This window comes from Sphingopyxis sp., assembly GCF_050725655.1.
Lineage (GTDB): Bacteria > Pseudomonadota > Alphaproteobacteria > Sphingomonadales > Sphingomonadaceae > Sphingopyxis.
In genome coordinates this window covers 12,178-36,584 of record NZ_JBOHHT010000102.1, presented here as the reverse complement: position 1 = coordinate 36,584, position 24,407 = coordinate 12,178, and the positions used below count along the sequence as shown (strand labels likewise).

Annotated in this window: 27 protein-coding genes; 15 read left to right on the top strand and 12 right to left on the bottom strand. The window is 65.8% G+C overall.

Going from position 1 to position 24,407, the window contains the following annotated elements; genetic code table 11:
- Window positions 1-90 precede the first annotated feature (90 nt).
- The 5 genes from lptB to ACREBX_RS15745 all read left to right on the top strand — a co-directional run bounded on the left by lptB (window position 91) and on the right by ACREBX_RS15745 (window position 3,811).
- Window positions 91-909, top strand: a complete 819-nt coding sequence (gene lptB / locus ACREBX_RS15765) for an LPS export ABC transporter ATP-binding protein (RefSeq protein ID WP_431562680.1) — start codon at window positions 91-93, stop codon at window positions 907-909.
- Window positions 910-924: 15 nt separating this feature from the next.
- Window positions 925-2,391 (top strand): RNA polymerase factor sigma-54, encoded by a 1,467-nt coding sequence (gene rpoN, locus ACREBX_RS15760; RefSeq protein ID WP_431562679.1) that lies wholly within the window; start codon window positions 925-927, stop codon window positions 2,389-2,391.
- Window positions 2,392-2,479: 88 nt separating this feature from the next.
- The gene (ykgO, locus tag ACREBX_RS15755) at window positions 2,480-2,605 is read left to right on the top strand and encodes a type B 50S ribosomal protein L36 (RefSeq protein ID WP_003046794.1); all 126 of its coding nucleotides are present in this window, start codon (window positions 2,480-2,482) and stop codon (window positions 2,603-2,605) included.
- Window positions 2,606-2,849: 244 nt separating this feature from the next.
- Window positions 2,850-3,461, top strand: coding sequence for an HAD family hydrolase (locus tag ACREBX_RS15750; protein WP_431562685.1), 612 nt, complete (start codon window positions 2,850-2,852; stop codon window positions 3,459-3,461).
- Entirely contained in the window at window positions 3,458-3,811 is a 354-nt protein-coding gene (locus tag ACREBX_RS15745) for a hypothetical protein (protein WP_431562678.1), read from the top strand. The genes ACREBX_RS15750 and ACREBX_RS15745 overlap by 4 nt, the downstream gene beginning before the upstream one ends.
- A gap of 9 nt (window positions 3,812-3,820) precedes the next feature.
- On the opposite strand, the gene ACREBX_RS15740 is transcribed toward ACREBX_RS15745, so the two are convergent.
- Window positions 3,821-5,971 carry a S9 family peptidase gene (locus ACREBX_RS15740; RefSeq protein WP_431562684.1) on the bottom strand — a complete coding sequence of 717 codons (2,151 nt, stop codon included), beginning with the start codon at window positions 5,969-5,971 and terminating at the stop codon, window positions 3,821-3,823.
- Between the two features lie 83 nt (window positions 5,972-6,054).
- Between ACREBX_RS15740 and ACREBX_RS15735 the strand changes: the two genes are divergently transcribed.
- The 6 genes from ACREBX_RS15735 (at window position 6,055) to ACREBX_RS15710 (ending at window position 11,219) form a co-directional block, all read left to right on the top strand.
- On the top strand, window positions 6,055-7,893 hold the full coding sequence (locus ACREBX_RS15735; RefSeq protein ID WP_431562677.1) for an aminopeptidase P family protein: 1,839 nt from the start codon (window positions 6,055-6,057) through the stop codon (window positions 7,891-7,893).
- Between the two features lie 7 nt (window positions 7,894-7,900).
- A complete protein-coding gene (locus ACREBX_RS15730; RefSeq protein ID WP_431562676.1) occupies window positions 7,901-8,362 on the top strand; it encodes an acyl-CoA thioesterase in 462 nt (153 codons plus the stop codon).
- Window positions 8,363-8,687: 325 nt separating this feature from the next.
- Window positions 8,688-9,149, top strand: coding sequence for a hypothetical protein (locus tag ACREBX_RS15725; RefSeq protein WP_431562675.1), 462 nt, complete (start codon window positions 8,688-8,690; stop codon window positions 9,147-9,149).
- Window positions 9,150-9,183: 34 nt separating this feature from the next.
- Complete coding sequence (ribD, locus tag ACREBX_RS15720) at window positions 9,184-10,128, top strand: bifunctional diaminohydroxyphosphoribosylaminopyrimidine deaminase/5-amino-6-(5-phosphoribosylamino)uracil reductase RibD (RefSeq protein WP_431562683.1); 945 nt, start codon at window positions 9,184-9,186, stop codon at window positions 10,126-10,128.
- Between the two features lie 8 nt (window positions 10,129-10,136).
- On the top strand, window positions 10,137-10,763 hold the full coding sequence (locus ACREBX_RS15715; RefSeq protein WP_431562674.1) for a riboflavin synthase: 627 nt from the start codon (window positions 10,137-10,139) through the stop codon (window positions 10,761-10,763).
- Window positions 10,764-10,784: 21 nt separating this feature from the next.
- On the top strand, window positions 10,785-11,219 hold the full coding sequence (locus ACREBX_RS15710) for a GFA family protein (RefSeq protein WP_431562673.1): 435 nt from the start codon (window positions 10,785-10,787) through the stop codon (window positions 11,217-11,219).
- Here ACREBX_RS15710 and ACREBX_RS15705 read toward each other — a convergent pair.
- From ACREBX_RS15705 to ACREBX_RS15680, 6 genes are read right to left on the bottom strand one after another with little or no spacing between them, the layout of a single operon-like run.
- Entirely contained in the window at window positions 11,216-11,683 is a 468-nt protein-coding gene (locus tag ACREBX_RS15705) for an MmcB family DNA repair protein (protein ID WP_431562672.1), read from the bottom strand. The two genes, ACREBX_RS15710 and ACREBX_RS15705, sit on opposite strands and share 4 nt — an antisense overlap.
- Window positions 11,684-11,699: 16 nt before the next feature.
- A complete protein-coding gene (gene ssb, locus ACREBX_RS15700) occupies window positions 11,700-12,242 on the bottom strand; it encodes a single-stranded DNA-binding protein (protein ID WP_431562671.1) in 543 nt (180 codons plus the stop codon).
- Window positions 12,243-12,274: 32 nt separating this feature from the next.
- Window positions 12,275-14,137: a ferrous iron transporter B gene (gene feoB / locus ACREBX_RS15695; RefSeq protein WP_431562670.1), complete on the bottom strand. Its 1,863-nt coding sequence runs from the start codon at window positions 14,135-14,137 to the stop codon at window positions 12,275-12,277.
- Window positions 14,134-14,394 (bottom strand): FeoA family protein, encoded by a 261-nt coding sequence (locus ACREBX_RS15690; RefSeq protein ID WP_431562669.1) that lies wholly within the window; start codon window positions 14,392-14,394, stop codon window positions 14,134-14,136. Before ACREBX_RS15690 ends, feoB begins: the two co-directional genes overlap by 4 nt.
- Window positions 14,395-14,448: 54 nt before the next feature.
- Entirely contained in the window at window positions 14,449-15,114 is a 666-nt protein-coding gene (locus ACREBX_RS15685) for a COQ9 family protein (RefSeq protein ID WP_431562668.1), read from the bottom strand.
- A 4-nt stretch (window positions 15,115-15,118) separates the two neighbouring features.
- On the bottom strand, window positions 15,119-16,030 hold the full coding sequence (locus tag ACREBX_RS15680; RefSeq protein ID WP_431562667.1) for a DMT family transporter: 912 nt from the start codon (window positions 16,028-16,030) through the stop codon (window positions 15,119-15,121).
- 114 nt (window positions 16,031-16,144) lie between these two features.
- Here ACREBX_RS15680 and ACREBX_RS15675 point away from each other — a divergent pair, with 114 nt between their 5' ends.
- A complete protein-coding gene (locus ACREBX_RS15675; protein ID WP_431562666.1) occupies window positions 16,145-17,230 on the top strand; it encodes an alkene reductase in 1,086 nt (361 codons plus the stop codon).
- A gap of 36 nt (window positions 17,231-17,266) precedes the next feature.
- On the opposite strand, the gene ACREBX_RS15670 is transcribed toward ACREBX_RS15675, so the two are convergent.
- Genes ACREBX_RS15670 through ACREBX_RS15655 form a run of 4 tightly spaced genes read right to left on the bottom strand, consistent with a single transcriptional unit; the run spans window position 17,267 to window position 20,317 of the window.
- Window positions 17,267-17,944 (bottom strand): hypothetical protein, encoded by a 678-nt coding sequence (locus ACREBX_RS15670; protein WP_431562665.1) that lies wholly within the window; start codon window positions 17,942-17,944, stop codon window positions 17,267-17,269.
- Window positions 17,937-18,362, bottom strand: a complete 426-nt coding sequence (gene ribH / locus ACREBX_RS15665; RefSeq protein WP_431562664.1) for a 6,7-dimethyl-8-ribityllumazine synthase — start codon at window positions 18,360-18,362, stop codon at window positions 17,937-17,939. The genes ACREBX_RS15670 and ribH overlap by 8 nt, the downstream gene beginning before the upstream one ends.
- Window positions 18,362-19,639, bottom strand: coding sequence for a 3,4-dihydroxy-2-butanone-4-phosphate synthase (gene ribB / locus ACREBX_RS15660; protein WP_431562663.1), 1,278 nt, complete (start codon window positions 19,637-19,639; stop codon window positions 18,362-18,364). The genes ribH and ribB overlap by 1 nt, the downstream gene beginning before the upstream one ends.
- 57 nt (window positions 19,640-19,696) lie before the next feature.
- Window positions 19,697-20,317: an ankyrin repeat domain-containing protein gene (locus ACREBX_RS15655; protein WP_431562662.1), complete on the bottom strand. Its 621-nt coding sequence runs from the start codon at window positions 20,315-20,317 to the stop codon at window positions 19,697-19,699.
- A gap of 87 nt (window positions 20,318-20,404) precedes the next feature.
- Here ACREBX_RS15655 and ACREBX_RS15650 point away from each other — a divergent pair, with 87 nt between their 5' ends.
- The 3 genes from ACREBX_RS15650 to ACREBX_RS15640 are packed head-to-tail and all read left to right on the top strand — an operon-like array spanning window position 20,405 to window position 22,198.
- Window positions 20,405-21,049 (top strand): SCO family protein, encoded by a 645-nt coding sequence (locus ACREBX_RS15650; RefSeq protein ID WP_431562661.1) that lies wholly within the window; start codon window positions 20,405-20,407, stop codon window positions 21,047-21,049.
- The gene (locus ACREBX_RS15645; RefSeq protein ID WP_431562660.1) at window positions 21,046-21,486 is read left to right on the top strand and encodes a YcgN family cysteine cluster protein; all 441 of its coding nucleotides are present in this window, start codon (window positions 21,046-21,048) and stop codon (window positions 21,484-21,486) included. The genes ACREBX_RS15650 and ACREBX_RS15645 overlap by 4 nt, the downstream gene beginning before the upstream one ends.
- A complete protein-coding gene (locus tag ACREBX_RS15640; protein ID WP_431562659.1) occupies window positions 21,467-22,198 on the top strand; it encodes a M48 family metallopeptidase in 732 nt (243 codons plus the stop codon). The genes ACREBX_RS15645 and ACREBX_RS15640 overlap by 20 nt, the downstream gene beginning before the upstream one ends.
- On the opposite strand, the gene ACREBX_RS15635 is transcribed toward ACREBX_RS15640, so the two are convergent.
- Window positions 22,199-24,394, bottom strand: coding sequence for a PBP1A family penicillin-binding protein (locus ACREBX_RS15635; RefSeq protein WP_431562658.1), 2,196 nt, complete (start codon window positions 24,392-24,394; stop codon window positions 22,199-22,201).
- Between the last annotated feature and the right edge of the window lie 13 nt (window positions 24,395-24,407).

The following is a 24,407-nucleotide window of genomic DNA, read 5'->3' as shown; positions in this document are numbered from 1 at the left end:
GCTTTAGAGATGCAAAAATCTTGCCAGATTGACGTTGGCGGCGCTCCTCGGGTAACGCCCGCACATGTCTCATCAGGAAACGATGGTGAAATGACCGACGACGAAGCGAGCCCGGCAACGCTGACGGCCGAAACCGACCACGGCGTTACCGAGCACAAGGCGCATGTCCGCGAGGACGCCGCGGCGGGCAACGGTCTCGCGGTCATTTCGATCGCCAAAAGCTATGACAAGCGCACCGTCCTCTCCGACGTGTCCTTGTCGGTCGGCAAGGGCGAGGTTGTCGGCCTCTTGGGGCCCAACGGTGCGGGCAAGACGACCTGCTTCTATTCGATCATGGGGCTGGTGAAGCCCGATGCCGGGCGTATCATGCTCGACGGCGCCGACATCACCGCGCTGCCGATGTATCGCCGTGCGATCCTCGGTCTCGGCTATCTACCGCAGGAAACCTCGATCTTTCGTGGCATGACGGTCGAACAGAATATCGGTGCGGTGCTCGAACTCAGCGAGCCCGACAAGATCGCGCGCGAGCGGCGCATGGAAGAATTGCTCGACGAATTCGGCCTCACGCGCCTCCGCGATTCGGCGGCGATGGCGCTGTCGGGCGGCGAACGGCGCCGCGCCGAAATCGCGCGCGCGCTCGCGGCCAATCCGTCGATCATGCTGCTCGACGAACCCTTTGCGGGCATCGACCCGCTGTCGATCAGCGACATTCGCGATCTTGTCGTGGACCTCAAGACGCGCGGCATCGGCGTGCTGATCACCGACCATAATGTGCGCGAGACGCTCGACCTCGTCGACCGCGCCTGCATCATCTACGACGGCAAGGTTCTGCTTGCCGGCTCCCCGGAAGAGCTCGTCGCCGACCCCGAGGTGCGCCGCCTCTATCTCGGCGAGGGCTTCTCTTTGTAATGTGATGACACGCTGATGGCGTTGGGTCCGCGCCTCGATCTCCGCCAGTCGCAATCGCTGGTGATGACGCCGCAGCTGCAGCAAGCGATCAAGCTGCTGGCACTGTCGAATCTCGAACTCGAAGCCTATCTGGCCGAGGCGCTCGAGGGCAACCCGCTGCTCGATGCCACATCGGCGGACAGTGACGGGAGCGCGGGCGATCCCGAATTCACACCCGGTGGCGACGCACCGACCACGGAGGCCGCCTCGCTCGACGCCGATCAGGCGCTGTCCGCCGACGGCGGCACCGCGAACGACCTCGACGTCGACCTCGCCGCCGAAAGCTTCCACCACGACAGCGCGAGCGACAATGTCGGGCTATCGAAATCGGGCGAGGACATCGATTTCGACAGCTTCGCCGAGCATGAGGGCACGCTGCACGACCATCTGCTCACGCAGGTCGGCGAGCGCTTCAGCGGGATCGAGGCGATCGTCGCGGGCCAGCTCGTCGCGCTGATCGACGAGGCGGGCTATCTGCGCGCCGACCTCACCGAATTCGCCGCCCAGCTCGGCGTCCCGCTCGCCTTGCTCGAAGAGGTGCTGGCGGGCATCCAATGCTTCGACCCGTCGGGGGTCGGCGGGCGCGATCTTGCCGAGTGCATCGCGATCCAGGCGCGCGAGGCCGATCGCTACGATCCCGCGATGGCAACGATGATCGCGCATCTCGAACTCGTCGCCAAAGGCGCCTTTCCCCAGCTCAAGCGCATCTGCGGCGTCGACGACGAGGATCTCGCCGACATGATTCGCGAACTGCGCGGTTACGACCCCAAACCCGGCCTCAAATTCGGCGGCGACGGCGCGCCGGCGGTCGTCCCCGACCTTTATATCCGCCAGACCGCGAAGGGCTGGGCGGTCGAGATCAACAGCGGCACCCTGCCGCGGCTGCTCGTCAATCGCCGCTATTATACCGAACTGGCGCAGGGCGCGGCGGCGAAGAGCAAGGCGTGGCTGTCCGAACAGCTCGCAGGAGCCAACTGGCTCGTGCGCGCGCTCGACCAGCGCCAGCGCACGATCGTCAAGGTCGCGAGCGCGATCGTGAAGCAGCAGGAGGGCTTCTTTCTCCACGGCGTCGCGCATATGCGCCCGCTGACCTTGCGCCAGGTCGCCGAAGAAATCGGCATGCACGAATCGACCGTCAGCCGCGTCACCAGCAACAAATATCTGAGCTGCGCGCGCGGGCTGTTCGAACTCAAATATTTCTTCTCGAGCGGCATTTCCGATACGCAAGGCGACGGCGCGGTGTCGGCCGAGGCGGTGAAGAGCCGGATCAAGGCGATGATCGAGGCCGAGGACGGCAAGGCGATTCTGTCGGATGAGACGATCGCGCAGAAACTCTCGGGCGAGGGCCACGACATCGCGCGGCGCACGGTCGTCAAATATCGTGAGGCGATGGGCTATGGCTCATCGGTGCAGCGGCGGCGGCAGAAGGCGTTGGCGGGCTGAAACGGCCGGAAAGGCGGTTGACTTTCAGGCCGCTTCCCCATAGTTGCGCCGCTTCGCGTCACGACGCCAAGATTTACGGACAGAGATCATGAAGATTCGCAACAGCCTGAAGTCGCTGAAGGACCGCCACCGGGATAACCGCGTTATCCGGCGTCGTGGCCGCACCTATGTGATCAACAAGACCAACCGCCGCTTCAAGGCGCGCCAGGGCTAATGCCGCTGCGCGGGGTGATTTCACCCCGTTTGCTTTTGATGGTGCCAAGGTTTTTTGGCGTTACGCCGTCGGATGCTTCCGGCGGCGCTTTCGCGTGCGCTCTTCCTAAATCCCTCTCCTTCAGGGGAGGGCAGCGAGACTTGCGAACTTGTTCGCTAGTCGCAGCGGGTGGGGGCCATCGGCCTTGCCCTACGCCGATAGCCCCCACCCCAACCCCTCCCCTGAAGGGGAGGGGCTTGTGGGCATTCGCCGCAGCGTGATCTTCGATGTCGGCCGCGTCCTCTTCGACTGGGACCTGCGCTATCTGTTCGCCAAACTGATCGCCGACAGGCAAGAGCTCGAATGGTTCGTGACGAATGTCGTCACGCCGCAATGGCATTTCCAGCACGACGCCGGCCGCCCGCTCGCCGAGATGGTGCCCGAGCTCAAGACCGAGTTTCCGGGTCATGCGCTGCTGATCGACGCCTATGCGACGCGCTTCGACGAGACGATTCCCGGGCCGATGCCGGGCAGCCTCGAACTCGTCGAACGCCTCGACGCCGCGGGCGTGCCGCTGTTCGCGATCACCAATTTCGGCCGTGAATTCTGGGAAGCTTTCCGCCCGACCCAGCCGGTCTTTGACCGCTTCCGCGACATTATCGTGTCGGGCACCGAAAAGCTGATGAAACCCGATCCCGCGATCTACCGCCTCGCGATCGAGCGATTCGGCATCGACCCGGCGGGCGCGTTTTTCATCGACGACAATGCCGCGAATGTGGCGGGCGCCGAATCGGTTGGCATTGCGGCCCATCGGTTCGAGGATGCGGCGACGCTCGAGGTCGAATTGGTCACGCGCGGATATTTGCCGGCTCGATGAGCAGGGCGGATCGCCTTGAACGCCTCGACGCCCGTCGTCTCGAGCTGGAAACCGAATATGAGGCTGTCCTGCTAGACGCGTTGCGCCGGGTTGCTGCCGGCTCATGGGGTCTGTTCGGCCACACCAAAGATCGCGCGGCGCGCGCAAAATGGGAACCCGTCATCACGGACCTGTGCGACAGGGGCGAAGAAATCGATCAGATGCGCGCGTCGTTGGGGTTGCAGCCCCTTGCCCTGCACGAAGAATTCGAGGCGTCTCGTGGACCGGTCGCGTCAACCGCGCCGGGAGAGCCCAAGCAGGCCAAGGCATGGCTGGAGCGACTGGGCGAGAATACTAACCCAGCCGCTTAGTCCCCGCCGCTATTTTTCCACCCCCAGCTGCGTCAGGACGAACGCGAACTCCTCGGCATCCTCGCGCAGCGCGCCCCAGCGGCCCGACTTGCCCGCATGCCCCGCACCCATGTTGGTGCGCAAAAGCAGCGCCGCGTCATTGGTGCGCGTCGCGCGCAGCTTCGCGACCCATTTGGCGGGCTCCCAATAGGTTACGCGCGGGTCGTTGAGGCCGGCCGACACGAGCATCGGCGGATAGGCTTTCGCGGTCACATTGTCGTAGGGGCTGTACGACAGCATATAGTCGAACGCCGCCTTGTCGGTGACCGGGTTGCCCCATTCGGGCCATTCGCCGGGGGTCAGCGGCAGCGTTTCGTCGACCATCGTGTTGATCACATCGACAAAGGGCACGCCCGCGAGCACCGCGCCCCACAGCTCGGGCGCCTGATTATAGACCGCACCCATCACCTGCCCGCCGGCCGAGCGGCCCTCGATCGAAATCTTGCCCGCGCTCGTATATTTCGCCGCGATCAGGCCCTTGGCGACGTCGATGAAATCGTTGAACGTATTCTTGCGCTCGGTCGTCTTGCCCGCGAGATACCAGGCGCGGCCAAGGTCGTCGCCGCCGCGGACATGCGCGATGGCATAGATCATGCCGCGATCGACAAGGCTCAAACGCGTCGTCGAGAAACCCGGTGGGACGCGATACCCATAAGAACCATAGACATAAAGATGCATCGGCGCGCTGCCGTCGCGCGGCGTGCCCTTTTTGTAGACGAGCGACACCGGCACCGGGGTGCCATCGCGCGAGGGCATATTTACCAGTTCGGTTACATAATCATCATGATTATAACCGGACGGTATTTCCTGCACCTTCAGCGTCTCGAGCTTGCGGCTGGCCAGGTCGTAATCGAACACCGTGTCGGGCGTGACCATCGATTCATAATCGAGGCGCAGCTTATCCTGATGATATTCGGGATTGTCGCCGAGCCCAGCGACATAGGTCGCTTCGGGGAACTGGATCCGGCCGGGGGTCAGCGGCGCGTCATATTTGCGGATGTCGACCTGATCGACGCCCTTCTCGCGCGTTTCGATCACGAAATAGTCGCGGAACACCGAGAGCCCGGTGATGTAGCTCGCATCCGATCCGGCGATCAGGGTCTTCCACGCGTCGGGCTTCTTCACGCTGGCGGTCGCGACGCGGAAATTGGCATGCTCGTCGTTGGTGTAGACGTAGAGCGTCCCGTCATGCTCATCGACGCTGTATTCGCGGCCTTTCTTGCGCGCCGATACGAGCTGCATCTTCGCTTCGGGGTTATCGGCGGGGAGAAGATAGGCTTCGCTCGTCTCGTTATCGCCCGTCGCGATCACGATATAATTGTCGGCAGCGGTCTTCCCGATCCCGACGCCGAAGCCAATGTCGGGCTCCTTATAGAGCAATTTGTCCTCGGCGACCGGGGTGCCCAGCTTGTGCAGCCGGACATTGTCGGTGCGCCAATTCTCATTGGCCAAGCCATAGAGCAAGGCATCATTCTTCGCGGTCCACACCAGCGATGACAGCGTACCGGGGATGACGTCGGGCAGCGCCTCGCCGGTCATCAGATTCTTGAAGCGCACCTCGAAACGTTCGGAACCATTGTCGTCGACGGCATAGGCCATCAGCTTGCCGTCGGGGCTGATCGACACGTCGGAAAGGCGGAAATATTCCTTGCCTGCGGCCATCGCGACTTCGTCGAGGATCAGGATCGCATCGCCGGAGCCTGACGCCGGCTTGCGATACCATTTCTTATATTCGGCGCCTTCTTCATATTCGACCCAGTAAACCCAGTCGCCGTCCTTCTGCGGCACGCTCGAATCGGCTTCCTTGATCCGCCCCTTCATTTCCCGAAAGATCGTTTCGACGAGCGCCGCGTGCGGCTTCATCGCGGCGTCGAAATAGGCATTCTCGGCCTTCACATAGTCGAGAACGTCCTTGTCATCGATCACCGGATAGCTCTCGTCCTTCAGCCAGTGATAGGGGTCGGAGAGCTTTTTGCCGTGCAGCGTCACTTCGTGCGGACGCATTTCCGCGACGGGGGCGGCGGGCAGGGCAGGGGTGGGGCTGGTCAATGCGGCATCTTTCTCTTTGGCGAGCAGTGGGGATGATGCGACAAGCGGGGTGGCAATTGCTGCCAGAAACATCCAAATAGCGCGCATCACAAAATCCCCCGCGGTGTCGCCCGATTGGGCGGGATCGCCCGCGATGTAGGAATAAGGAACGCGTCATGTCCAGCCCCGTCCCCCAATCGGCATATGCAGAGCGCCTCGCCCGCGTCCGCGCCGAACTCGCCGCGCGCGGCCTCGATGGCTTCGTCGTGCCGATCAGCGACGAGCATATGAGCGAATATGTCGGCGACTATGCACAGCGCATGGCGTGGCTGACGGGTTTTGGCGGCTCGGCCGGCACCGCGGCGGTGCTGCCGGCGAAGGCCGCGGTGTTCGTCGACGGGCGTTATACGGTACAGGTGCGCGACCAGGTCGACGGATCGCTGTTTGACTATGTCGGCGTGCCGCAGTCGAGCGTCGCCGAATGGCTGGGCGCGAACGTCAGCGCCGGACAGAAAATCGGCTTCGACCCCTGGCTCCACGGCATCGACTGGGCGCGCGGTTTGGGCAAGGCGCTGGCGGACAAGGGCGCGCAGCTCGTCGCGGTCGACAAAAACCCGCTCGACGCCGCGTGGGACGACCAGCCGGCGCCGAGCGCGGCGGCGGTTACGGTCTATGACACGAAGCTTGCGGGGCAGGCGGCGACCGACAAGCGGGCAGTGATCGCCGACTGGCTGAAGGCCAAGGGCCTCGACACGACGGTGATGACCGCGCTCGATTCGGTCGCCTGGACCTTCAACATCCGCGGGTCAGACGTCAGCCACACGCCCGTCGGGCTCGCCTTTGCACTGCTCCATGCCGACGCGACCGCCGACCTGTTTATTGCTCCCGAGAAGATCACCGACGCGGTGCGCGCGCATCTCGGCAACAGCGTGCGTATTCACGATCGCGACGCGTTCGAGACCGCGCTCGCCGACCTTAAGGACAAAAAGGTCGCGGTCGATCCCGACCGCGCCGTCGCAGCGATCTTCACCGCGCTCGAAGCGGCCGGCGCGAAGATCGAACGCCACCGCGACCCCGCGGTGCTGCCCAAGGCGATCAAGAACGACACCGAACTGGGTGGCACCCGTGCCGCGCATGTCCGCGACGGCGTCGCGGTCGCGCGCTTCCTGCAGTGGATGGAGGATGTCGCGCCGCAGGGCGAGCTCGACGAACTCGCCGCCGCGGCAAAGCTCCGCGAATTTCGTGACGAAAATGGCGCGCTCGTCGATCTCAGCTTCGACACCATCTCGGCCGCCGGACCGAACGGCGCGCTGCCGCATTACAAGGTCGATGAGACCACCAACCGCGCGATCGAGACGGGGACGCTCTATCTCGTCGATTCGGGCGGGCAATATGCCGACGGCACAACCGACATCACGCGCACGATCGCGATCGGTGCGCCGACCGCCGAAATGCGCCGCCGCTTCACCCAGGTGCTCAAGGGGCATATCGCGCTCGCGACCGCGCGCTTTCCCAAGGGCACGCGCGGCAGCCAGCTCGACATTCTCGCGCGCCAATATCTGTGGGCCGACGGGGTCGATTATGCGCATGGCACCGGCCACGGCGTCGGCACCTATCTTGCGGTCCACGAAGGGCCGCAGCGCATCGCCAAGCCGTCGGGCGGGCAGGCGGGGACCGAGGAGCCGCTCCACGCCGGCATGATCCTCTCGAACGAGCCAGGCTATTACAAGGCGGGCGCCTTCGGCATCCGCATCGAGAATCTCGTCATCGTGGTGCCGCAGCGCATCGACGGCGCCGAGGAGGATATGCTGGGGTTCGAGACGATCACCTTCGCCCCGATCGCGCAGAATCTGGTCGACGTCGCACTGCTGTCGCCCGCCGAGGCCGACTGGTTCGACGCCTATCACGCCGAAGTGTTCGAAAAGCTGGCGCCGGGAATGGGTGGTGACGACCGGGCTTGGCTGGAAGCCGCGTGCGCGCCGCTCGACCGCGCCCCCGCCGCGCTCGCCGCCTGAGGCCGGGATGACCGACCTTCGCAGCGACGTACCGCTCGCCGATTTCCGGGTGCAGGAGCGCGTCCGCGTCCGTTTCAACGAGATCGACAGCCAGAATATCGTCTTCAACGCCAATTATCTCGTCTACGCCGACATCGGCGTGACCGAATATTTCCGGGCGCTCGGCGAGGGACAGCCCGGACCCTATTTTCACCAATATGGTACAGACATCCGCGAGACGCATTGCGAGATCGATTATCACGCCCCGGCGCGACTCGACGAACTGATCACGATCGCGGCGCGAATCAGCCGCTTCGGCCGGACGAGCTTCACGGTCCATTGCGGGATTTTCCGTGCAAATGAGCGGCTCACCGATATCGAGATCAATTACGCTCACCTCGACACCGACAGCGGGAAGCCGACGCCGCTGCCGGGCAGTTTCATTGCCGAAGTAAGGCGATTCGAAGCAAGGACGCCCGTGCAGGACTGATAAGCGATTGAGTTGTTTCCGCTTTGCGGAAACGCGCGGCACCGGCCCGCTCCTCGCTAAGAAAAAGAAACCGAATCGACCCTCTCAACCAAAAAGGTCGAAAAAAAAGGGCCACCCGAGGGTGGCCCGTGAAAGTTTTGGGAGAGGATGCCTAAAAGGCATGCTCATATTGCACCGCACCAAAAATGTTGCAACTGCGAAATGGACATCTGCTATTGCATTTTTTGCAATCGCTAACGCTCACATCCTTCATCTGGCGCAATCCTCGCGCGCGTCGCTTCCCCTCGCAAATTGCCGCGACATCGCCTAAATTGGGCCGATGGGAATGTTCAATAAAATGGATGTCGGCGGCGGCCTGTCCGATTTCTGGGCCTATGTCCGCGAACCGCGCCCGCATCGCTGGGCGGTCTGGGGCGTCGCGCTGGCGCTGACCTGGCTTATTTTCACCGGGGTCGAGAAATATCTGATCCCTTACGAGAAGCCCAAGGAGCAGATTATCTATTTCGAAAACTGGACCGCGAATCGGAGCGCGAAGGAGATTCGCGCTGACTGGGTGGCGCGTGCCAAGGAAACGACGCTGCGCAACGCCGAAAAGCGTGCCCAATATCAGCGTTTCGCCGACAGCCTGGGTGTCGAATATGATTCGGCCGAGGCCGACAAGGTGACGCGCGAGACGCTGGGTGAAGAGGCGGCGGCCGAGGCCAGGAAAAAGCCCGCACCGGTGCAAGTGCGCTCGACGATCGCCGAACGCGCGGTGCGCGGCGCGCCGCCCAAAGCCGCCGACTGACCCGATGCACCGGCCGCCCGCCGATGCCGACTGGATGGCGGTCGCCGTCGCGCTCTCGCGGCGCGGCCGACCGGCCTCGGCGCCCAACCCCAATGTCGGTTGTCTGATCATCAAGGACGGCAAAGTTATTGCACGCGGCTGGACCCAGCCGGGCGGACGGCCGCATGCCGAGGCGATGGCGCTGGCCGCCGCAGGTGACGCGGCGCGCGGCGCGACCGCCTATGTCACGCTCGAACCCTGCGCGCATGCGAGCCCACGCGGGCCGGCGTGCAGCGATGCGCTGATCGCCGCGGGCGTTGCGCGCGTCGTGATCGCCGCGCAGGACCCCGATCCGCGCACCGACGGCAAGGGCATTGCGCGATTGCAGGCGGCGGGGATCGAGGCCGTCTTCAATGTCCTTCCCGCCGCGGCGCGCACCGCGATGGCGCCCTGGTGGACACGGCACACCGAGGGGCGGCCGTTCGTCACGCTCAAGCTCGCGACGTCGCTCGACGGCTGCATCGCCCGCGCCGATGGTTCGAGCCGCTGGATCACCGGGACACGCGCCCGCGCGCACGGCCATCTGGAGCGCGCGCAACATCAGGCGATTCTCGTCGGCCGCGGGACGCTCGCGGCGGATGCGCCGCGGCTCGATGTACGGCTGCCGGGGCTTGAGGACCGCAGCCCGAAAAAGCTGCTGCTCACCAACGGCGAAGGACCCGCAGGATGGACCGCCATCGCTTCACCCGAAGCGATCGACGATGTCGATTCGGTTTTGGTCGAGGGCGGAACTGGCGCTGCATCGGCCTTCCTCGCCGCCGACCGCGTCGACCGGCTCTTGCTCTATCGCGCGCCGATCCTGATCGGCGGCGGCAAACCCGCGCTCGGCGACATCGGGCTGACCGATCTCGCCGACGCGCACGGCCGCTGGCGCCTTACCGACACCCGCCTGCTTGGCAGCGACCGGCTCGACGTCTACGAGCGCGTCAGAGAAGGATAACGCACCCCATGTTCACCGGCATCATCACCGACATCGGCACTATCCGCAGCCGCGAGGATCGCGGCGACACGCGGCTCGTCATCGACACCGCCTATGATGTGGGCAGCATCGACATCGGCGCCTCGATCGCCTGCTCGGGCGCGTGCCTGACCGTGGTCGACAAGGGCGTCGATGAAGGCAGCAACGGACCCGGCGGCTGGTTCGCGATCGATGCGAGCGGCGAAACGCTCGCGCGCACCGCGCCCGGCATGTGGGATCAGGGGCGCCGGCTCAACCTCGAACGCGCGCTCAAGATTGGCGATGAACTCGGCGGGCATATCGTCACCGGCCATGTCGACGACATCGGCCGCATCGTGTCGATCGAACCCGTCGGCGATAGCGTCTCCTTCACCGTCGCCGCGCCCGCGTCGCTCGCGCCGCATATTGCGCCGAAGGGCTCGATCACTGTTGACGGCGTCTCGCTGACGGTGAACGAGGTAACCGACCAGCCGAACGGCGAGGCGCATTTCACGCTCAACATCATCCCGCACACGCAGGAGATGACGACGCTGAACGAGGCCGCGGCGGGCCGTCCGGTCAATCTCGAGATCGATATTCTCGCGCGTTATCTCGCGCGGATGCGGGCGCGGGGATAAGGCATCGAGCAGGGAGGGCCAATGACAAAGGCGATACGAGGTTCCTGCCTGTGCGGTGAAATCCGTTTCGAGATCGACGGGGAAGTCGGACCTGCCGGTCAATGTCATTGCTCCAAGTGCCGCAAGGTTTCGGGGACGGATGGCAACGCGGTCTTCTATGCGCCGGCCGCCGCTTTCCGGTGGCTTGCGGGCGAGGATTTGATCCATCGCTTCGTCGTTCCCGATGGCGGGGGCTGGGCGTCGCACTTTTGCCGGCAATGCGGCAGCCCGGTGCCGCTGAACGGCAATGACGGAACGTTGTTCTTCGTGCCGGCGGGGTTGCTGGACGACGATCCGGGGTTCCGCGGCTATGCAGCCCATATCTTCGTCGGATCGAAGGCGCCTTGGGTCTGCATCGCCGATTCAGCGCCGAAATATGAAGCGGGTTTCGGTTCGGTCCGGGTTGATCGGGGCTAACCTTCGACCCACCCCGCCGCCAGTTCGGGATCCGCCGCCACCATCGAACGCCGCATCGCGAGCCGCCCGATCCGCAGCAGTTCGGCCTTGCGCCGCGCGGGCGCGAGGTTGCAGCTTGCCGCCTCGCGCACGATCGCAGCACCATAGCGATCGGCGACGATCAGCCCCGATGTTTCGCGGCGATAGCCTTCGGTCTCGAGGATCGCCGGGTCGAGCCCCGACGCGAGCGCCCAGTAGAACCGGTCGCACCAGTCGCAATAGTCGGGCCATTTGCCGTCGCCGTGCAGGTCGGCGCGGCTGACCTTGATCTCGACGATGGTGATATTGCCCTTGGTGTCGATCGCGGTGAGGTCGGTGCGCCGCCCGTTGGGCAGCGGCACCTCGGGAATCGCGACCAGCCCCGCCTGCGCGAACAGCCGACATACGCCGCGCGCGACATCCGCGGCGGTGATCATATCCGTCATCGCTTAAAATCCGTCCTCAGAACGGAACGTCGTCGTCCAGATCGTCGTCGAACGGCGGACGTCCGCCGCTGCCGCTTGAGCCGCCCCCCGACGATCCGCCCGACGAGCCACCGCCCTGATTCCAGCCGCCGCCCGAGCTACCGCCCGACGAGCCGCCGCTCCATTCGTCACCGCCGCCGCTGCCGCCGCGCGAGCCGCCGCCGCCCGGCGCACCGTCGAGCATGGTCAGCGTGCCGCCCATGCCGGCGATCACGATCTCGGTCGTATATTTGTCGTTGCCGTCGCGGTCCTGCCATTTGCGCGTGCGCAGGCTGCCTTCGATATAAACTTTCGAGCCCTTTTTAAGGAAGCGTTCGACGACGCCGATCAGCCCTTCGCCGTTGATCACGACCTGGTGCCACTCGGTGCGCTCCTTGCGCTCGCCGGTCATCCGGTCCTTCCACTGCTCGGACGTCGCGATGCGGAGATTCGCGACCTTGCCGCCGTTCTGGAACGACTTGATTTCGGGATCGGCGCCGAGGTTGCCGATCAAAATTACCTTGTTGACGCTGCCAGCCATTGCCGCTCCGCTCCGCTAGAAAATGTGGAGGATCAGCCGAGGCCGAAGGCGACGGCGGTCCAATATGTGATTCCTGCAGCGGCATAGGCGAGCAGGAACAAATAGCCAACCATGAACATGGGCCATTTCCACCCATTGGTCTCGCGCCGGGTGATCGCGATCGTCGAAATGCACTGCGGCGCAAAGACGAACCAGGCGAGGAAGGCGAGCGCGGTGGCGAGGCTCCATTTGCCCTGCAGTCGCTCACCGAGCGACTGCGCCATCGCATCCTCGTCGCCGTCGGCGTCGATTGCATTCGCGGTCGCCATCGCCGACACCGCGACTTCACGCGCCGCCATCGCGGGGATCAGCGCGAGCGCGATGTCGTGGTTAAAGCCGATCGGTTTGACGACGACTTCCAGCCCGCTCGCGATGCGGCCGGCGACGCTATATTCGACCTGGCTTTCGCCCTCGGGCGCCTTCGGGAAGGTCAACAGCAGCCAGAGGACGACGGTGGTCATCGCGATGATCGTGCCGGCGCGGCGCAGGAAGATCCACGCGCGCTGCCACAGGCCGAGCGCGATGTCGCGCAGTTGCGGCATCTGATAGCGCGGCATTTCCATCATGAAGCCCGTCGCGCCGCCCTTCGCCACCGTACGGCGCAGTGCATAGGCGACGGCGAGCGCGCCGACGATGCCCGCGAGATAGAGGGCGAAGAGCACGAGGCCCTGCAGCCCGATGCCCGTACCGCCGACGCCGCGATTCGGAATGAAGGCGGCGATGATCAGCGCATAGACGGGGAGCCGCGCCGAACAGGTCATCAACGGCGCGATCAATATCGTCGTCAGCCGGTCCTTTTCGTCGGGGATCGCGCGCGTCGCCATGATGCCGGGCACCGCGCAGGCGAAGCTCGAGAGCAGCGGGATGAAACCGCGCCCCGACAATCCGACCTTGCCCATCAGCCCGTCCATCAGGAAGGCGGCGCGCGTCATATAGCCCGATGCTTCCAAAAGCAGGATGAAGAGGAAGAGGATCAGGATCTGCGGCAGGAAGACGACGACCGCGCCGACGCCGGCGAGCAGTCCTTCGACCACCAGGTCGCGCAGGAAATTCTGCGGGATATTGTCGATCACCCAGCCCTGCAGCACACCGACGAGCCCTTCGAGCGCGTCGGCGGGCGGGCCGGCCCAGGCGTAGACCGCCTGGAACATGATGAACATCAACGCGAGCAGGATGATCATGCCAGCGATCGGATGGAGCACGACATTGTCGACGCGCTGCGTCCAGCGGCGCACCGGCGTTTCGCTGAGGATCGCGGCGCGCGCGATCGCGCGGGCGCGCTGGTGGAGCGACGCGTCATTCGCCTCGGCGGGTGCGGTGACACCGCCCGCGGCGCGCGACCGGATCGCACCATCGACCGCGACGAGCAATTCGGTGAGCCCGCGCTTGCGCACCGCGACCGTCGGCACGACGGGCACGCCCAGCTCTTTCGACAGGCGTGCGGCGTCGAGCGTCAGTCCGTCACGTTCCGCGAGGTCGAGCATGTTGAGCGCGACGACGGTCGGCAGGCAGAGCCCAAGCAGTTCGAGCGCGAAACAGAGATGATTGTCGAGGTTTGCCGCGTCGAGCACGATGATCAGTGCGTCGGGACGCTTTTCGCCGTCCTGCCTGCCGAGCACGACGTCGCGCGTCACCGCTTCGTCGAGGCTCGCGGGGGTGAGGCTGTACGTGCCGGGCAGGTCGATCAGCGAGATCGGGCGGCCGTCGGCAAAGCTTGCATGCCCCGCCTTTCGCTCGACAGTGACGCCGGGGTAATTGGCGATCTTTTGCCGCGCGCCGGTCAGCGCGTTGAACAGACTCGACTTGCCGGCGTTGGGATTGCCGACAAGGGCGATCGAGGGAATCGCGCCGGTCATGCCGCGGGCTCGACTTCGATCGCCGCGGCCTGCCTAGCGCGGATGATCACTTTCATGCGTCCGACGGTGAGCGCGAGCGGATCGCGCGAGAAGATGCTGCCGCGGTGGAGCGGGGTGACTTCGCATCCTTCCATCAGGCCGAATTCGCGTAGACGCCGTCCCTCGTCCTCGGACATCGCGGTCCAGTCGATGCGGGCGATCCGCACCGCGACGCCCAGCGGCGCCCGATCCAGAATATTTTCGAGCAAAGCAGTCATTTGCGAGCGATTATCAATAACAATCGCTTAGCGCCAGTCCTTTATCGAAACGCGTCAGCGCCCCGGGTAACGCAGCCGCCCGATGAAGCGCGCGAGGCTCGGCCGCTCGATGCTGCGCGCGGCGCGGCGGTGCTTCCAGCTTTCGAACCGCATCACCTGGTCGATGCGGCGCGAGAGGAAGGCGCGCGTATCGGCCAGATTCTCGCTCTCGTCGTTCAGGAGCACCGCCATCGTCGAACCATAGACCGCGCCGAGGATCGCGCGCTTGCTATAGTGATTATAGTCGGTCGCGGTGTCGCCCGCGAGGCGCCACATATGGTCGGCGGCGCGCCAGCCGAGCTTGGCGGCGTGCGGCGCATTGGTCGGCAGCGCGAGCAGCGCGAGTGCGCGGCGCAGCGATTCGCGGGTTCCGGCGAGCAGCTCGACGCGCGTTTCGACCAGCGTCGTGATGCGCTCGCGAATCTTCTGCGTCGCGAGTTTTTCGGCGGGCCAGCGCGCTTCCATCGCCGCGTCGATGTCGGCGAACCAGGCATCGACCATGTCGCGGCCGCCGCCGGGAAAGGCGAGGCGCGCGACATCGGCGTCGACCCCCACCCGCGCCGCCGCATCGGCCAGCGCGGCGTCGCCAAAGCCGTCGAACGCCGCCGATGCCGCAATCAGCGGCGCCAGCGCGGCGCGAATCTCGTCGAGGGTCGGGTCGGCAGGAAGGATTGAAGCCATAGTGTCAGATAGGCCGCGCCGCGCGGTTCGGCAACCGGATCAGCACCAGTGCCGCGCCGACCATCATCCCGCCGAAAATGTCGATCCCCGATAGCGTCTCGCCAAAACCGACCCAGCCGGTGAGCGCGGCGAATGCGGGCTGGATCAGCAGGGTCAGCCCGATCACCAGCGGCGAGAAACGCGGCAGCGCCCAGATCATCAGCCCCTGCCCGATCACCTGGCTGACCAATGCGAGCAGGATCAGCGGCGTCCAGTTTTGCGGCATCACCGTTTCGCCGAGCGCGAGCGCGGCGCCGAGCAGAATCGGGACGCAGACCACCGAGGCGATGGCGAGCGCGGTCCACGGCGCGAGCGTATCGCGTACGCGCTGCATCAGGATGACATAGCCCGTGTAGAGCACCCCCGCGAGGAGGCTGAGCAGGTCGCCGAAGAGATAGTCGGGCGACAGCTCGTAACTCTGCCCCATCAACAGCGCCGATCCGGCAAAGGCGAGCAGGATCGCCGCTGCCTGCCAGCCGCGCGGCATCTCGCGGGTCAGGAAGATCGTCCAGAGGACGAGCAACAGGCTCGCGCAATTGCCGAACAGGGTCGCGTTGGCGACTTTTGTCTGCAGGATGCCGAGGTGCCACGCGGCAAGGTCGAGCGCGAAGAAGATGCCCGCCGCCGCGGCGATCAATACTGCGGGGCGCGGCGGCATTCGTCCGCCCGTCTCGCGCCACGCAAAGATCAGCAGCAACGGCAGCGCGAGCGTCATCCGCCAGAAGGCCGAAGCGGTTGGGCCGGTATCGGCCATCCGCACGAGCATCGCGCCGAGCGACAGCGCGATATTGCCGCCGAGCAGCGCGGCGAACGCCCAGCGGCCGGCCGCGGTGCCGGCGTCGGGCGCCGCGTCGATACTGTCCATCTTCGCTGTCATTTAGATTTTCTTTTGCTACGTACCATTGTGCCGGCACCGCTGCGTCCATAGCTTCGCGGGCCATAGCGACGACCGACGGGGTCGCCCATGAAAAAAGTGAAATGTGGAGGAAACATGGCCGTATCACTATTCGATCCGATGAAATTGGGCGCGATCGACGCCGCCAACCGCATCGTCATGGCGCCGCTGACGCGCGGCCGCGCCGGACCCGGCTTCGTGCCTAACGAGCTGGCGCTGGAATATTATCGTCAGCGCGCTTCGGCGGGGCTGATCATTTCCGAAGCCACCGGCATTTCGCAGGAGGGCCTTGGCTGGCCGAGCGCGCCGGGCCTGTGGACCGATGCGCAGGTCGAAGGCTGGAAGCCGGTGACCGACGCCGTTCACGAGGCCGGTGGGCGCATCGTTGCCCAGCTCTGGCATATGGGCCGCGTCGTCCACTCGGTGTTCAACGACGGCAAGCCCCCGGTTTCGGCGTCGGCGACGCAGGCGCCGGGCAAGGCACACACCCCCGCCGGCCGCTTCGAATATGAAGTCGCGCGCCCGCTCGGACTCGGCGAAATCCCGCGCGTGATCGCCGATTATGCGAAGGCCGCCGAAAATGCGAAGCGCGCCGGTTTCGACGGTGTCCAGTTGCACGGCGCCAACGGCTATCTGATCGACCAGTTCCTGCGCGACGGGTCGAATCTGCGCGACGACGATTATGGAGGCCCTGTCGAAAACCGCGTCCGCCTGCTCCGCGAGGTGACCGAGGCGCTGATCTCGATATGGGGCGCCGACCGCGTCGGGGTACGCCTGTCGCCCAACGGCGACACGCAGGGCGTCGACGACAGCGCGCCCGAAAAGCTGTTCCCGGCCGCCGCCGCGGCGCTCGATTCGCTCGGCATCGCCTTTCTCGAGCTGCGCGAGCCCGGGCCGGAGGGCACCTTCGGGCGGACCGACGTGCCCAGGCAGTCGCCCGCGATCCGCGCCGCCTTCAAGGGCCCGCTGATCCTGAACAGCGACTATGATGTCGCGGCGGCCGAAGAGGCGCTCGCGAACGGCGCCGCCGACGCGATCGCCTTTGGCCGACCGTTCATCGGCAACCCCGACCTTGTCAAGCGGATCCGGCACGGCGCCGAATGGGCCGCCGACAATCCGCAAACCTGGTACGCGCCGGGGCCCGTGGGCTACACCGACTATCCGGCGCTGCAAACGACGTAAGGCGCCAATGATCCGGGCGGCGCTGTGCCGTCCGGATCATCCCTTTTCGGCGAGCGCCTTGTCGATGATCCCGGCGCCGATCGGCCCGAGGAAATTGCCGCCGAAGCGGAACAGCACAAAGGCGCCGACAAAGAGGATCAGCGGCTCGACAAAGGCCGCGACGATTGCCGCGATCACCAATCCAAAGAACAGGAACATGAATCCGCCGGTCAGCTCGGCCTGACCCTTGGGGCCCAGTTCGATCGTGCGCGGTCCCTTCGCATCCCACCATTTGGCGGTAACGATCGTCTTGCGGTCGCCGACCTGCGGCGCGGCGCGGCCGGCGATTCGCGCGGGCGCGGGGTTGGCGGCGGGAGCGGGCCGATCGTTCGGCTGCGGGTGATTCCATGGCCGCTTGTTGCGTTCGGCGATGGCGGCGGCCATGCGGTCCCTGCCGCTGTTCGCCGCTGCGGCGGGCATCGCCTTTTGCTGCGCCGGCGCGGGCCGCGCGCTCAGCCCCGATTCGGCGCGCGCCGCGGCAGACATATCGGGGGCGACGGTTGTCTTCGCCGGTGTCTTTGTCGGCTGGATCGGCTCGACCCCCATCTTGCGGTCGTGAAGGTCCATGCGCTCGGCCGCGCTCAGCGGCACTCGTCCGGTTTCCTTGTCGATCACCACCAGCCGCCCGCCGCGCTCGACGACGGAAAAGCGGCTGGGGGGCGGGCGATCAACCAATGCCGAATTGTTCCTTCAGGGCCAGCATGGCGAGCGCGGCCTTTGCCGCTTCGCCGCCCTTATCCTTGCGCGTCTTGTCGGCGCGCGCAAGCGCCTGTTCCTCATTCTCGACCGTCAAAATGCCGTTGCCGATCGCCAGCCCATCGAGTGTCAGCGCCATGATACCGCGCGCGCTCTCGTTCGACACGACCTCGAAATGATAGGTCTCGCCGCGGATCACGACGCCGAGTGCGACATAGGCGTCAAAGCGCCCGCTGTCGGCGGCGAGCGAGATCGCGGCAGGCACTTCGAGTGCGCCGGGGACGGTCACCGTGTCATGGCTATGCCCCTCGGCGTCGAGCGCGCTCCGCACGCCGTCCAGCAGCATGTCGTTGAGGTGGCTATAGAAGCGGGCTTCGACGATTAGGACATGTGCCATTATGCGGCCTCTCCGGGAATGGGGCGTTCGCCGACGACCGACAGGCCATAGCCTTCGAGTCCGACGATATTGCTGTGGGTGGGGGTGAGCAGTTCCATCGCATGGACACCAAGGTCGGCGAGAATCTGCGCACCGATCCCGTAAGTGCGCAGGTCCATGCCGCCGGTCGGCGCCGGGACGGCATCGGCCTCGGCCGATCCGGGAAGCGGCCGCATCAGCATCACGATGACTCCCGAGCCGGCTTCGCCAATCGCGTCCATCGAGCGCTGCAGGCGGCGCTTTTTGGGTCCGGGACGGCCCATGATATCGTCGAAGATCGACACGGGATGCATCCGCACCAGCGTCACGCCTTCGGGGTCGATCGCGCCCTTCTGGAGCACGAGATTGACGGTGCCGTCGATCTTGTTGCGATAGGATTTGAGGCGCCAGTCGCCGCCATAATCCGATTCGAACGGATCGTCGGACACGCATTCGACCAGCCGGTCGTTGCGGTGGCGATAGGCGATCAGGTCGGCGATCGTGCCGATCTTGAGCCCGTGGCGCCGCGCAAAGGGGATGAGGTCGTCGAGCCGCGCCATCGTCCCGTCGTCGTTCATGATCTCGCAGATCACCCCCGACGGGTTGAGCCCCGCCAGCCGGCTGATGTCGACCGCCGCCTCGGTGTGGCCGGCGCGGACGAGCACGCCGCCGTCGCGCGCGATCAGCGGGAAGATGTGGCCCGGCGTGACGATGTCGTCGCGCGTCTTGCCAGCGTCGATCGCGACCGCGACGGTGCGCGCGCGGTCGCCCGCCGAAATGCCGGTGGTGACGCCCTCGCGCGCCTCGATCGAGGTGGTGAAGGCGGTTTCGTGCCGCGTGCCGTTCTGGCGGCTCATCAGTTCGAGTCCGAGCGTGTCGACGCGGGCCTTGGTGAGCGTCAGGCAAATCAGGCCGCGGCCGTGCGTCGCCATGAAGTTGATCGCATCGGGGGTCGCCATCTGCGCCGGGATGACAAGGTCGCCCTCATTTTCGCGGTCTTCGTCGTCGACGAGGATGAACATGCGGCCGTTGCGCGCCTCGGCGATGATTTCCTCGGGGCTTGCCATCGGCGACAGGTCGCTGCCGTTCGCGAGCCAGTTTTCGAGCTTGCGCAGTGTTTCGGCGGTGGGGTTCCAGCCGGGCGAATCGAGGTCGCGCAGGCTGTTGGCGTGGAGGCCCGCGGCACGGGCGAGACCCGAACGGGACATGGTCCCGTCGTCGACGATGGCGCGGATGCGATCGATGAGCTGTGTAGACATGCAGGTCGTGTCTCACATCAAAATGTGATTGTCAATCCAGATATCACATTGTGTTGATCAGTTGGGTCCGAATGTCGGACCGAGGTCGCGGACCGGGCCGTCGGGCTTGGCGTCGAGCAGCGCGACGATCTGTCCCGTCCGGTCGTCGCGCTTGGCATAGGCGCGGGCGGACATGCCCGCGACATGGTCGGCCTTGTCGGGGTTGGCGCCGCGCTTGACGAGCAGGCGCACCATGGCGACATTCTTCGACTGCACCGCCAGGATCAGCGCGGTTTCGCCGCGCCGGTTGGCCTGGTCGACGGGCGCCTTGTCCTTGAGCAGCTCTTCGGCGCCGTCGGTGAAGTTGATCAGCGCAGCGTGCATCAGCGGGGTTACGCCCTGGCGGTCGCCGATCGACGGATCGGCGTCCTTGGCAAGCAGGAAGCGCAGCCAGCTGATATCGCGGCGCTTGGTGACGATGATCAGCGCCGTTTGGCCCGTGTCGGGATTGCGCGTGTTGATGAACGACGGATCGTCCTTCAGCGCTTCGGTCGCCTTGGTCCCGTCGCGGCTTTCGACCGCCTGCAAAAAGGCATAGCCGCCGCGGAACTGCGCTTGCGCGGGGCTGAACAAAAGGCCGGTCGCCGCGACCAGCGCGACGAGGAAAGCGGCGAGGCGGAATTCCGCGCGTCGGAACATGTCTGGGCGACCCCTGGGGCAATTTGTCCGCCGCTGACGCGACGACAATGGTTGATTTTCGGCGGCTAGCCGATCAAGGCTGGCCAAATGATGAATATCGCAAATATGGGACAAAGGTTCGTCCGCGCAAGCCTGATGATTGCTTTTGGCGCCGCGCTCGCGGGTTGCAGCGGCGGCGGCGATGCGCCGCCCGCGAAACCGCCGCTCGAAGGGGCGCGCATAGGGGGGGCCTTCACGCTCACCGACCAGAATGGCAAGACCGTCCGCGACAGCGATTTCGCGGGCAAATATCGCCTCGTCTATTTCGGCTACAGCTTCTGCCCCGACATCTGCCCGGTCGACCTGCAAAAACTGATGCGCGGCCTGTCGCAGTTCGAAAAGGCCGACGCGGCGCGCGGCGCCAAGGTCGCGCCGCTCTTCATCACCATCGATCCGGCGCGCGACACGCCCGCTGCGCTGAAACCCTTCGTCGCGCGCTATCATCCGCGTCTCCTCGGCCTCACCGGCACCCCCGAACAGATTGCGGCGGTCGCGAAAGCCTATGTCGTGACGTACAACAAGGTCGAGGGTTCGGCGCCCGACCGCTATCTGATGGCGCACAGCCAGCTCGCTTTCCTGATGGATCCCGACGGCAAGCCGGTCGCGCTGCTGCCGCTCGACGATCCATCGTCCGACATCGACGAGGGCGCGCCCGATGCGGTCGCCGCCGAGCTGGCGAAGTGGGTCAAGTGACGGCTGGCGGGCGCCCCTTCTGGGAAGCGCCGCTTGCCACTCTCGACGCGGGGCAATGGGAAGCGCTGTGCGACGGCTGCGGCAAATGCTGTCTGCACAAGCTTGAGGATGAGGATACGGGCCGCATCTATCCGACCAATGTCGCCTGCCGTCTGATCGACCTCAAAACCGCGCGCTGCGGTGATTACAAGCATCGCCGCCGCCACGTTCCCGATTGCCTGACGCTGACCAAGGGACAAGTCGCCGACATCGAATGGCTGCCGCAGACCTGCGCCTATCGCCTGCGCGCTGAGGGGGAACCGCTGCCCGATTGGCATTATCTCGTCTGCGGCGACCGCGATGCGGTGCACCGCGCGGGCGAGTCGATCGTCGGCTGGACGGTCGGTGAGGGCATGGCCGGGCCTCTCGAGAATCATCTTGTCGAACGCGTCGTTTGACCCTGCGGCCGAGGGGCCGCACATCTGGGTCGGCGACGAGGCTTGGCCCGTGCGCGTCGTGCGGCACGCCCAGTCGCGCCGCTACCGCCTCGTTTTCGACGGCGCGCGCGGCGAATTGCGGCTGACCGTTCCGCGCCGCACCAACGAGCGCGCGGCATTGAAATGGGCCAGCGAACAGCAGGCGTGGCTGGTCGAACAGGCCGGCAAGGCGGCGCTGCCGGTCATCGTCGGTCCCGGCGCCGCGCTGCCCTTTCTCGGTGTCGAGCGTCATATCGACTGGACCGCGACCGCGCCGCGCGCGATCCGCCTCGGCGGCGATAGCCTGCACGTCGGCGGCCCGCTCGAAACCGTCGGTCGGCGCATGGAACGCTGGCTGAAAGGGCAGGCGCTGGATCTGATGGAGCGCGAAAGCCGCGAAATCGCGGCCGTCGCGGGCCTGTCGGTCGGCCGCGTCGGGGTCGGCGATCCGCGCAGCCGTTGGGGCAGCTGCACGCACGACGGCGACCTCCGCTACAGCTGGCGGCTCGTGATGGCGCCCGATCATGTTCGCCGCGCCACGGTCGCGCACGAGGTCGCGCACCTTCGGCATATGGACCATGGCCCCGCCTTTCACGCGCTGGTCGACGAGCTGCACGATGGCGATGTCGCTGTGGCGCGCGGTTGGCTGCGCCGCGAAGGGCGCTCGCTCCACCGCTACCGCTTCGCGGCCTGACTAATCGTTAGCGGTATCGGAAGGCGGTCGCTGTTGCGGCGGTCTGACGACCGGCGGTGCGGTTTTCGGCACCGTCACGATCTTGGGCTGACCGCCATTCTTCGGCGCCGCGCCGTTGTCGGCGGGCGGCCGCCGTCCGGTCTGCTCCTCGATCCATTGCTGGTCGAGCACTGGTCCATCTTCGGTCGGCGGCGGTGCCGGGTCCGCTCCTTCGGGCGGGCGGCTGTCATAGGGCAGCTCGATCGGCATGCCATTCTCGTCGACCAGCCCGCCTTCGCCGGGCTCGCCCATATAGGCATCACTCTCGTCCTCGAGCTGCCATTCGGGCAGCACGACTTCGGTGTCGAACTGTTCGACCGGGCGCCGCGCGACCGCGACGCGCATATAATCGGCAAAGGCTTTCGCCGGCGCGCGGCCGCCCTGCAGCCCGCCCACCGCCTTCGCGTCGTCGCGGCCCATCCACACGCCGGTCGTGATCCCGCTCGAAAAACCGAGGAACCAGCCGTCCTTGTTGCTCGACGTCGTCCCGGTCTTGCCCGCGACGGGGCGGCCGATCTGCGCCGCCTTGCCCGTGCCGGTGTTGACCGCGGTTTGCAGCAGGTCGGTGATGCCCGCCGCGACCCAATGGTCGACCAGCGTGGTCCCGCGCTCGGCGGGGCGCTGATAAAGGAGGTCGCCGCTCGCCGTCGTCACCTTGGTGATGCCATAGGGCTGCACCGACACGCCGCCGCGCGACACCGCGGCAAAGGCGGAGGTCATATCGATCACGCGCACTTCGGCGCTGCCGAGCACCATCGACGGGTGCGTGTTGACCGGCGTCGTGATGCCGAAGCGGCGCGCCATGTTGGCAACCGCTGAAAAGCCGACCTCGTCGCCAAGCTTTGCCGCGACCGTATTGACCGAATAGGCGAAGGCGCTGCGCAAATCCATCGTGCCCGAAAAGCGCCCCGACGAGTTGCGCGGCGACCAGCCGTTGATCGTCACCGGCTCGTCGACGACCTGGTCGCTGACCTTATAGCCCGCCTCAAGCGCCGCCATATAGACGAACAGCTTCCACGCCGATCCCGGCTGACGCAGCGCCTGCGTCGCGCGGTTGTAGTTCGACGACACATAATCCTTGCCGCCGACCATCGCGCGCACCGCGCCGTCGCGGTCGAGCGACACGAGTGCGCCCTGCACGCCGCCCGGCGTGTTCGCCTGGATCGACGCGGTCGCCGCGCGCTGCATGCCCAGATCGATGGTGGTGTAGACGTCGAGCGCCTCGCTGCCCTCGTCGATCAGCATGTCGAGTTGTGGCAGCGCCCAGTCGCTGAAATAGCGCGCGCTATTCTGTCCGGTTTCCTTGGCGAGCTGCACATTGGCGGGCTCGGCGCTGTCGGCCTGCGCGCGCGTAATGACGCCGGCATCGACCATCACGTCGAGCACCACCCCGGCACGGCCAAGCGCCGCCTGCGCGTCGGCGGTCGGGGAATAACGCGACGGCGCCTTGACGAGGCCGGCGACGACGGCCGCCTCGGACAGCGACATTTCGGTCGCGCTATGGCCGAAAAAGCTGTTCGACGCGGCGTCGATGCCATAGCTGCCGCCGCCGAAATACACCTTGTTCAGATAGAGCTCAAGAATCTGGTCCTTCGAGAATTTCCATTCGAGCGCCATCGCGAGGATCATTTCGCGCGCCTTGCGCTTGAAGTCATAGCTGTTCGACAGGAAGATATTGCGCGCGAGCTGCTGGGTGATCGTTGATGCGCCCTGCAGGCGCCGGCCGCTGCCACGGTTCTGGACCGCAACCGCCGCCGCACGCAACATGCCCACGGGATCGAGCCCGGGGTGGTAACGAAAGCGCCGGTCCTCGACCGCAACCATCGCGTCCTGCATCACCTGCGGCGTTTCGCGCAACGTCAGCCAGCGGCCGTAATTCGGCCCGAGTGACAGGAAGACGGTGCCGTCGGCGGCGCGGACGCGGATCGTCTGCCCGGCGGGCGATTTCTTGAGTTCCTCGAAGCTCGGCATGCGCTGCACCGCGATGCCGACCGCGACGCCAAGTGCGACGAGCCCGACGACCGCGAGACCGAGGCCCCAGCGAAAAATGCGACGAAACCAGACGCGCCAACGCAGCGGCTCGCCACCGGGCGTGCCGCTGCGCTTGCTGGACGATGACGATTTATTCGACGAAGCCTGCTGTCTTTCACGGCGCAAAGCCGGTGTTCCT